Origin of the sequence: Thauera phenylacetica B4P, assembly GCF_000310225.1 — a bacterium.
In the GTDB taxonomy this organism is placed as follows: Bacteria; Pseudomonadota; Gammaproteobacteria; order Burkholderiales; family Rhodocyclaceae; genus Thauera; species Thauera phenylacetica.
The window spans coordinates 1-9,081 of sequence record NZ_AMXF01000170.1 but is presented as its reverse complement, the minus strand read 5'-3'; the positions used below and the strand labels follow the sequence as shown (position 1 = coordinate 9,081).

The 9,081-nt window shown below is 71.9% G+C and carries 10 protein-coding genes and 1 pseudogene; 9 read left to right on the top strand and 2 right to left on the bottom strand.

Annotated features, from left to right (window positions below):
* The first annotated feature begins 59 nt into the window (after window positions 1–59).
* The 7 genes from C667_RS16905 (at window position 60) to C667_RS16875 (ending at window position 6,668) form a co-directional block, all read left to right on the top strand.
* Window positions 60–953, top strand: coding sequence for a bile acid:sodium symporter family protein (locus tag C667_RS16905; RefSeq protein WP_004371014.1), 894 nt, complete (start codon window positions 60–62; stop codon window positions 951–953).
* A gap of 76 nt (window positions 954–1,029) precedes the next feature.
* Window positions 1,030–1,398, top strand: a complete 369-nt coding sequence (locus C667_RS16900; RefSeq protein WP_004371012.1) for a hypothetical protein — start codon at window positions 1,030–1,032, stop codon at window positions 1,396–1,398.
* A gap of 180 nt (window positions 1,399–1,578) precedes the next feature.
* On the top strand, window positions 1,579–2,109 hold the full coding sequence (locus tag C667_RS16895) for a hypothetical protein (protein ID WP_039921940.1): 531 nt from the start codon (window positions 1,579–1,581) through the stop codon (window positions 2,107–2,109).
* 174 nt (window positions 2,110–2,283) lie between these two features.
* Window positions 2,284–3,057, top strand: coding sequence for a CHASE3 domain-containing protein (locus C667_RS26495; protein ID WP_004371007.1), 774 nt, complete (start codon window positions 2,284–2,286; stop codon window positions 3,055–3,057).
* Complete coding sequence (locus tag C667_RS16885; RefSeq protein WP_004371005.1) at window positions 3,015–3,584, top strand: sensor histidine kinase; 570 nt, start codon at window positions 3,015–3,017, stop codon at window positions 3,582–3,584. The genes C667_RS26495 and C667_RS16885 overlap by 43 nt, the downstream gene beginning before the upstream one ends.
* Window positions 3,581–4,222, top strand: coding sequence for a response regulator (locus C667_RS16880; RefSeq protein ID WP_004371003.1), 642 nt, complete (start codon window positions 3,581–3,583; stop codon window positions 4,220–4,222). The genes C667_RS16885 and C667_RS16880 overlap by 4 nt, the downstream gene beginning before the upstream one ends.
* Window positions 4,223–4,454: 232 nt before the next feature.
* The gene (locus C667_RS16875; RefSeq protein ID WP_004371001.1) at window positions 4,455–6,668 is read left to right on the top strand and encodes an EAL domain-containing protein; all 2,214 of its coding nucleotides are present in this window, start codon (window positions 4,455–4,457) and stop codon (window positions 6,666–6,668) included.
* Between the two features lie 58 nt (window positions 6,669–6,726).
* On the opposite strand, the gene C667_RS16870 is transcribed toward C667_RS16875, so the two are convergent.
* Complete coding sequence (locus tag C667_RS16870; RefSeq protein ID WP_004370999.1) at window positions 6,727–7,266, bottom strand: CYTH domain-containing protein; 540 nt, start codon at window positions 7,264–7,266, stop codon at window positions 6,727–6,729.
* 175 nt (window positions 7,267–7,441) lie between these two features.
* Here C667_RS16870 and parA point away from each other — a divergent pair, with 175 nt between their 5' ends.
* Window positions 7,442–8,101, top strand: a complete 660-nt coding sequence (gene parA / locus C667_RS16865; RefSeq protein WP_004370997.1) for a ParA family partition ATPase — start codon at window positions 7,442–7,444, stop codon at window positions 8,099–8,101.
* A 2-nt stretch (window positions 8,102–8,103) separates the two neighbouring features.
* Entirely contained in the window at window positions 8,104–8,493 is a 390-nt protein-coding gene (locus C667_RS16860) for a hypothetical protein (RefSeq protein WP_004370995.1), read from the top strand.
* Between the two features lie 122 nt (window positions 8,494–8,615).
* On the opposite strand, the pseudogene C667_RS16855 reads toward C667_RS16860, so the two are convergent.
* Window positions 8,616–9,081: pseudogene (locus C667_RS16855) on the bottom strand (AarF/UbiB family protein); the annotation flags it as partial.

The following is a 9,081-nucleotide window of genomic DNA, read 5'->3' as shown; positions in this document are numbered from 1 at the left end:
CCCGCCTGCCGGTACGCCGTCCGCCGGCTTCAAGTCCGACAGGCTGCTAGGTCGCGCCGATGAGCATCGACGTCCTGCTGCCCGCCGCCCTCGCCTTCATCATGTTCTCGGTCGGGCTGGCGCTGCAGGGCGCGGATTTCCGCCGCGTGTTCTTGCGCCCGCGCGCGCTGCTGATCGGCCTCGTCGGGCAGCTCGTGCTGGTGCCGCTGGTCGCGCTCGCGGTGGTGCTGGCCTTCGACCTGCCGCCGCTGCTCGGCATGGGGCTGATGGTGCTGGCGGCCTGCCCGGGCGGGGCGAGCTCGGGCTTCCTGACCCACCTCGCGCGCGCCAACGCCGCGCTGTCGCTGAGCCTCACCGTGATCAGCAGCCTGGCCGCGCTGCTGACCTTCCCGCTGCTGATCAAGGCGGTGCTGGCCGCCTTCGGCGACGGCGTCTTCGGCGCGGACGGCGGCGTGCTGGCCGAGCTGCCGGTCGGCCGCCTGATCGGCAGCGTGCTGGTGGTGACGACGCTGCCGATCGTCGCCGGGATGCTGCTGCGGCGCCGCGCGCCCGCCTTCACCGCGCGCGCCGAGCCAAGCATCGCCCGCGTCGCCACGCTGTTCTTCGCCGCCATCGTGGTCGCCACCTTCGTGTCGCACCAGCACACGATCCTCGCCAACCTGCTGTCGGTGGGGCCGGCGACCCTGGTGCTCAACTTCGCGGTCATGGGCCTGGGCTACGGCCTGGTGACGCTGGCCGGCGCCGAGCGCAGGGACGCGGTCGCGGTGGCGATGGAGTGCGGCCTGCAGAACGCCGGGCTGGCGATCTTCGTCGCCATCGTGCTGCTGCGCCAGCCCGAGCTCGCGGTCGGCGCAGTGGTGTATGCGCTGACGATGAACTTCGGCGCGCTCGGCCTGGTGTTCGTCGCGCGCCGGCGGGAGGCCGCGGGCGTGCTCGCCGCCCATGGCGAATGAGCACCGCCGCCTGCCGGCCGACCTGCCTTCCTGCCCTGCCATGTGGCCGGGCCATGCTGTTCCCTGGAGATCCGTCATGAAACCGCTGCAATCCGCCGCCCGAATCCTGGCCCTGCTCGCCCTCGCAGGGACGGCGCAGGCTGCGCAACCGCCGTGCACCGACGCGGACTTCGAGAAGTTCTCGCTCTACGACGCCGCGGCGATGAACACCCGCATCCCCGCGCAGGAGCTGCGCCGTGTGTTCAGCGAGCAGTTCGGCCTCGAGGTGGGCGCGCTCAACCACCTGCATGCGCGCTGCAACTACGCGCTGTCGGCGCGGTTCACCACCCAGGAGGAGTGGGATGCCTTCTATCGCGAGTCGCTCGGCAAGCTCAAGGACTTCTGCCGCAAGGACATGTCGCCGCCGTATTGCGAGCAGGCGATGCGCTCGGAAGGCCCGCGCTGAGCGACGAGGGGCGCGGACTCCGTGCGCGCGCCTTGAAGGCTCCGCCCCATGGGCTATGGTGAAATCGGACCCGGGTGGTGGAGGCGGGGCTGACTTCGGGTGCAGCAGCGGAGCTTGATCCGGTACGGCATCCGGCCCGACCGTCGGCATGGCGGCGACCTTGCAGTTCGGGAGGCCGCGATGACAATACGCAGCGATATCGTGTACGTCGCCCGGTGGTGGGCCTCGCCCGGTGAATACAAGCCCTGGCCGGAAGAGCTGATCTTCTTCTTCGAGGAGGCCGGTACCGAGATCGTGCCGACCCTGGCGGAGGCGAAGAAGACGCTGGCCACGCTCGGCAGCGGGGCCTTCGTCGGCGGCGGGATTCGGCACTGGTGCGGCATCTTCGCCTGCCACGTGCTCCATTACGCGGGCGTGGATGTGAGCTGGACCCTGCATGGCGGAAGGATGAAGGGCAAGAGCGGGTATCAGATCCAGTACGTTCCCGGGGACCGCAACATCCGCCCGGGCGACGTCGCCGTGGTGCCGAAGGCGCACCATCACTTCGTGGTCACCGCGATCGATTACGACAACAACCAGCTCGAGTCGGTCGATGGCAACACGACGGGGCAGTACATCCGCCAGCGCGACAAGAAGATCCGCTATTCGTGGAAGGATGGTCCGGATTACGCCTCGAGGAACATCTACGGCTATTACCGGGTTCTGGTCTGAGACTCCTTGTCGTCGCAACGGGGCGGGCAGGCGAGATCGGGTGTGCGTGGGCGAGGGGGATTCGTTTAACATGTTCCCTCTGCCGAAGGGTCGCGCGCGTGGCCCGTGCCACATCCTTTACCGATGCCTCCTGTCTCTCGTCAGCGCCTCGCACTCCCCGCTGCGACCTTGTTGATGCTGTTCGGCCTCGCGTTGTTCGTGGCGCTCGCCTGGTCCAGCCACGCCAGCCTGCGTGAGCTCGAGGCGGTCACCGATGCGCGCTCGCGCTCGCGCAGCGGCTTGCTGCTCGCCGCCGAGGTGATGTCGGCGCTGAAGGACGTCGAGACCGGCCAGCGCGGCTACGTGCTGACCGGCGACGAGCACTATCTCGTTCCCTTCGAGACTGGCACGCGCAGCCTGGACGAGACCTTCAAGGCGCTGCGCAGGATGCTCGCCGACCGGCCCCAGGCCAACCTCGAGACCTTGTGGACCCTGATCGATCGCCGCGTCGTGCTCGCCGAGAGCAACATCGCCGATCGGCGCGCCTACGCGGAAGAGGGCTCGCCGTGGAGGCAGCGCCTCGACGAGGGCCGCGATACGATGGACCGCATCCGCGCGCGCTTCGCCGCCATCGAGAGCATGCTGCGCGCCGAGATCGAGGCGCGCGACCGCAGCCTCGAGGCCTTGCGCGTACGTGCGTCGATCTTCAACGTGCTGCTGCCGATGAGCGGCGTCGCGCTGATCCTCGCCGCCTGGAGCCTGCTGCAGCGCGAGCGGCGGCGGCGCTGCTCGCCGCGAACGCCCGCCTGGAGGACACGGTCGCCCAGCGTACTGCCGAGCTGCAGCACGCGCTCGGCGAGATCGAGGCCTTCGCGCACGGCCTGGACCGCAGCATCGAGGACGAGCGCAGGCGGCTCGCGCGCGAGGTGCATGACCAGCTCGGGCAGCTCCTCACCGCGCTCAAGATGATGGTGCATCGCGCGCTGCAGGGCGCGCCCGGACGCGAGCAGGACTGGCCGCAGATCGAGGCCGTGCTCGGCGAGGGCATCGCCACCGTGCGGCGGATCTCGGCGGCGCTGCGTCCGCCGCTGCTCGACGATCTCGGCCTGGAGGCGGCGCTCGGCCTCGCCGGCCGCCAGTTCGCCGAGCGCACCGGGCTGGCCTGCGAGGTCGAGCTCGCGGACGCCGGGCGGCTGAATGCCGACCAGGCCAACCAGCTCTACCGCATCGCCCAGGAGGCGCTCACCAATGTCGCCCGCCACGCGCAGGCCGCCCGCGTAAGGATCGAGGGCGCGGTGGTCGGGGGCGAATACCGCCTGGCGGTCGAGGACGACGGCGTCGGCATGAAGCCGCAGGCGCGCTCCTCGCTCGGGTTGCCGAGCATGCGCGAGCGTGCCGCGCTCGCCGGCGGCGAGCTGCACATCGGGCCCGGCGCCGCGGGCGGGGTGAGGGTCGAGGCGAGGGTGCCGTTCGCTGCGGAGGGGGAGGACCGATGAAGCTGCTGATCGTCGACGATCATCCGGTGATGCGCTTCGGTGTGCGCCAGCTGGTGACGCAACGCTGGCCCGACGCCGAGATCGGCGAGGCCTCGTGCCTGGCGCAGGCGCTCGAGCAGGCGCGTGCGGCCGAATGGGAGCTCGCGGTGCTCGACCTGTCGATGCCCGACACCAGCGGGCTGGAGGGCCTGGTGCGGCTGCACCGCGCCGCGCCGCGCACCCGGCTGCTGGTGCTGAGCATGCACGACGAGGCCGCTTATGCCGCGCGCGCGCTGCAGCTCGGCGCTGCCGGCTACCTGACCAAGGAGCACGCGACCACCGAGCTGGTGGCCGCGATCGAGCGCGTGCGCGGCGGCCAGCGCTACATCAGCTCCGACCTCGCCGCCCGCCTCGCCGACCTGCTCTCGGGTGAGGCGCCGGCGCGCGCGCCGCACGAGACCCTGTCGGCGCAGGAGTACCGCGTGCTGCTGCTGATCGCCGCCGGCCGCAGCGCCAGCGAGATCGCCGAGGCCATGCACCTGTCGGTGAAGACGGTCGGCACCTACCGCAGCCGCATCATCGACAAGACCGGGCTCGCCAACACGGCGGAGATGGCGCGCTACTGTTCCGAGCACGGGCTGGTGGATCGGGGGGGCTGAGGGCGAGGGCGGGAGATGTCGCGTGCGAAAGCCGGCGGCGGGGCGGGACTCGGGGTCGCCGCCTGCGGACTGTGCGGTCGCCAGGCTCGGCGCCCGTGCTCCTCTTTGTAGGTCTTCGCCCTACATCATGATCGGCGGGCCGCCGACCCCTTCATCGGCGAGGTGCCGCTGTGGGGGTGGGGCGCCGGAGCGGAACATGGATGGCGTTCGATCCCCACGTGGAACCGCCATCATGCGCATCGTCATCGTCGAAGACTCCCCGCTCCTGCGGGACAACCTGGTCCGGCTGCTCGCCGAGCATCCCGAGCTGTGCGTGGTCGGCACTGCCGCCGGCGAGGACGAGGCCTGCGCGCTGATCGAGGCGCAGCGCCCCGACACCGTGCTGCTCGATCTCTCGCTCGCGCAGGGCAGCGGGCTCGACGTGCTGCGCCGGGTGCGCGCCACCCCCGGCCTCGCGCCGCGCGTGGTGGTGCTGAGCAGCCGGTCGGCCGATCCCTGGGAGGCGGTGTGCAGGGAGGCGGGGGCCGATGTCTTCCTCGACAAGGCCGAGGACACCCGGCTGCTGCTCGCCCAGCTCGCGAGCTGGATGCCGCCGCTGCCGCTCGACGAGCTGCGCCGCCGCCGCAGGCTGCAGCAGCTGCAGGTGCTCGACACCCAGCCCGAATCGGCGCTGGACGCGATCGTCCGGCTCGCCGCGCGCATCGCCGAGGCGCCGGTGGGGGTGATCAGCCTGGTCGATTCGCACCGCCAGTGGTTCAAGGCGCATGTGGGCACCGAAGTGCAGACGACCTCGCGCACGGTGAGCTTCTGCGCACATGCGTTGCTGGGCGAAGGCCTCTTCGAGGTCGAGGACGCTGCCGCCGATCCGCGCTTCGCCGACAACCCGCTGGTGCGCGGCGAGCCGGGGGTGCGCTTCTATGCCGGCATGCCGCTGGTGATGCCGGGCGGCGAGGCGGTGGGGACGCTGTGCGTGATCGACTCGCGGCCGTGCCGCCTCGGCGAGACTGCGCGCGAGGCGCTCGCGGTGCTGGCGCGCAGCGTCATCGACGAGCTCGAGCTGCGCCAGCGCGTGGGCGAGCTCGAGGAGGAGGTCGCCCGTCGCCACGAGGCGGAGGCGCGCATCATGCAGCTCGCCACCCGCGACGCGCTGACCGGCCTGCCCAACCGTGCCGCGCTGATGGACCGCCTCAACCACGGGGTGCGCAGCGCGCAGCGCACCGGCAACCTGCTCGGCGTGCTGTTCCTCGATCTCGACCGCTTCAAGTGGATCAACGACACCCTCGGCCACGACCTCGGCGACGCCCTGCTGCAGGAGATGGCGCTGCGCCTGAGCCGGGCGGTGCGCGAGTCCGACACCGTGGCCCGCCTCGGTGGCGACGAGTTCGCGATCGTGCTCGGCGATCTTTGGCAGGTTGCGGACGCGGAGGCGGTGGCGGCCAAGATCGTCGACATCGTGACCCGGCCGCTGCAGGTGCGCGGGCATGCCCTGCGCGTGGGCTGCAGCGTGGGGGTGGCGGTGTACCCCTTCCAGGCGCACGACGAGGAGTCGCTGCTGCGCCACGCCGACCTGGCGATGTACCACGCCAAGGAGTCGGGCGGAAACGGCCACCAGCTCTTTTCCGAGCAGATGAACGCGCGCGCGGTCGAGCGCATGACCGTCGAGTCCGAGCTGCGCGCCGCGATCGCGGCCGGCCAGCTCGAGCTGCACTACCAGCCGCAGCTGTGCCTGGACGACCGCAGCCTCGCCGGCATGGAGGCGCTGGTGCGCTGGCGCCATCCGCGCCTCGGCCTGCTCGCGCCCGGGCGCTTCGTGCCGCTGGCCGAGGACTGCGGGCTGATCTGGGAGCTCGGCCTCGCGGTGATGGACCTCGCCGTTGCCCAGCTCGCGGCCTGGGACCGTGCGGGGCTGCAGGTGCCGCGCATCGCGGTGAATGTGTCGCCGGCGCAGCTGCGTCCGGAGCTGGTCGAGCGCATCGTGGAGATCCTCGAGCGCCACGGCATCGACGCCTGCCGGCTGGAGATCGAGCTCACCGAGAGCGCGCTCACCGCCGACGGTCCGGCCGCCAACGGCCTGCTGCAGGCGCTGCGCCGCATGGGCGCCTCGATCGCGATCGACGACTTCGGGGTGGGCTATTCATCGCTGACCCTGCTGCGCCGGCTGCCGATCTCGGCGCTCAAGATCGACCGCAGCTTCGTCGCCGAGCTCGCCAGCAACCGCCAGGACGCGGCCATCGTCGAGGCGATCCTGCGCATGGCGCACAGCGTGGGCCTGCGCACCGTGGCCGAGGGGGTCGAGCACGCCGAGCAGCAGGCGGCGCTCGGTGTGCTCGGCTGCCAGGAGGGCCAGGGCTATCTGTTCGCGCGCCCGCTCGATGCGCGGGCGGCAAGCGCCTGGCTGGCCGCGCAGTGCGTGGGCGGACTGGCGGTGAGCGCCGCGGCGCCGTGAAGGGGGCGGCTTGCGGCCGCGGGCTGCGGCGCCGCGTCGTGGTGGAGCGGCCGTCGGCTCAGTGCGCTGCAGGCAGGCCGCGGGATGCGACGAGGACCGGGGTGGGGGCCGCGTGGGTACCGTTCGGCGCAGCGTGCAGCAGGGCCGCCTGCTCGGCGAGGGTGAAGTTGCCGTAGCGCGAGTCGTGGGTGATCTCGTCGCCCACCCAGTGCGGCAGGCTGAGCGGGGTTTCCTCGTGCGGCAGCTCGACCTCGGCGACCACGAGGCCGGCGTGATGGCCCTGGAAGACGTCGACCTCGAACACGTGGTGGGCGTGGTCGACCAGGTAGCGCGTCTTGCGCACCACCCGTCCGGCGCAGTGGCGGACGATCATCTGGTGGGCATCGTCGACCGGGATCGGGTACTCGAACTCGTCGCGGCTGAAACCCAGCTTGGGCGACTTCAGCGTCAGGTAGGCACGCTCTCCGCGGATGCGGACCCGTGTCGACATGGAGCCGACCTCCTTGGCGAGGTAGCCCTGGATGATGTGTTCGCCCCTGCGTCCGTCGAGGATCCGCACGTCGCGGACCAGGAACCTGCGCTCGATCTCTCGCGCCATGGCTGGAAACCCTGTTGCTGAAGGTCCGAATTGTAGCAAAGGATTTCAGCGCGATTGTTGCGATGCAATATTTCCCCGGCCCGTCCATTCCGCGCCTTCCCTCGCAGCGTGGGGCGGAGCCACGGCGGGCGGGCGATTGGCTAGACTGTCGGTCATCACCTCCACGGGATGGACCATGAGCGCACCCACGCTGATCGCACTGATCTCCCAGAAAGGCGGCTCGGGCAAGACCACCGTCGCCATGCAGCTCGCCGCCGGCCTCGCCCTCGAAGGCTACCGTGTCGCGCTCGCCGACCTCGATCCGCAGGAGAGCGCCTCGCGCTGGGCCGAGTCCGCGCCCGCCGACGCGCCCTTCCCCGCCCAGGTGGTTCGCCTCGCCGGCAGCGCCGACAAGATGGCCAAGACCCTGCGCCCGGTCGCCAACAAGGTCGACGTGGTGGTCATGGACTGCCCGCCGTCGATCGAGCACGCGCACACCATGAGCGCGCTCGAGCTCTGCGACATCGCCCTGGTGCCGGTGGTGCCGGGGCCGACCGACCTGTGGGCGACGCGCGGCATCGAGCGCCTGATCCTCGACCGCAAGGGCAGCCGCCCAGGCCTGCGCGGCGCGTTGCTGCCCAACCGCGTGACCCGCACCGCGCTGTCGGCCGACGTGCTCGAGGTGCTGCGCGACTTCACCCTGCCGGTGCTCGACGCCGCGCTGTCGCAGCGCAGCGCCTACGCGCTGAGCGCGGTGCGCGGGACCTCGGTGTTCGGCCTCGGACGTGCCGCCGCGCCGGCGCAGGAAGAGGTGGCGCGCCTGGTCGCGGCGGTCGTCCGCTTGATCGAGGAGTGAGCATGAGCGCCACCACCGGCGGGTTGAAGTCGAAGCTGCGCGAGACCCTCAAGCAGGAAGACGCCGCGCTCGCCGAGCGCGGTCGGGCGGTGGCGAAGCCGGACGCGGAGAAGCGTGCCGATGCCCCGGCGCTCGACACGGCCCCGCCCGGCGAGGCTGACCGCCTCGACAAGCACGAGAAGGTCGAGCGCGATTCGTTCTCGATGCCGGCGCGCGAGCACAAGCGCATCAAGGCGCTGCGCGAGGCGCTCGGCAAGGAGGGCGTGCTCGTGAGCAAGTCCGAGCTGCTGCGCGCCGGCCTGGCCCTGCTGGCTGCGCGCGACACCGGCGAGATCGCCCGCCTGGTCGCCGCCCTGCCCACGGTGGAGAAGGGCAAGCGCAAGAAGCGCTGACGCCGCAAGCGCGATGCTGCCGGTGCAGGCGTGCAGGCGTGCAGGCGTGCAGGCGTGCAGGCGTGCAGACAGGTGCGGGCAGGCGCGAGCATGGCGCGAACCCTCCGGCCACCGGGGCGGGTTCAGCCTGCCTGCCCGAGCAGGCGCAGCCAGTAGCGCAGGCCGGCGGGCCAGGTGTCCGCGGCTGCGCGCAGCAGGTCGGCGGTGGAGACGTGGGTGGAGAAGGCGCGCGAGTCGGCCGGGGCGAGCAGGCGTGCCGGCCACTCGGCGGTGAAGCGCTGCAGGCCGAGGCCGAGCAGCGGAAGGTCGGTGTCGCGGCCGGCGCCGAGGTCGCCGAGCACGCCGGCGAGCGACAGCCAGCTCTTGCGGAACACCGCCAGCTGCTCGCCGAAGCCGCCCGCGCCCTGCAGCGCGAGCGCATCGAGCAGCTCGACCAACCAGTCGAAGCCGAGCGGGCGGCCGCTGCGCACCAGCGTGTCGAGGGCGTGGTCGACAGTGGCGCCGATCGGGGCGGCGTGGGGCCCGCGCAGGCCCAGCCCGGCGAGGCCGGCGGCGATGCGGGGCGCGTCGAGGGCGAGGGCGGCGAGG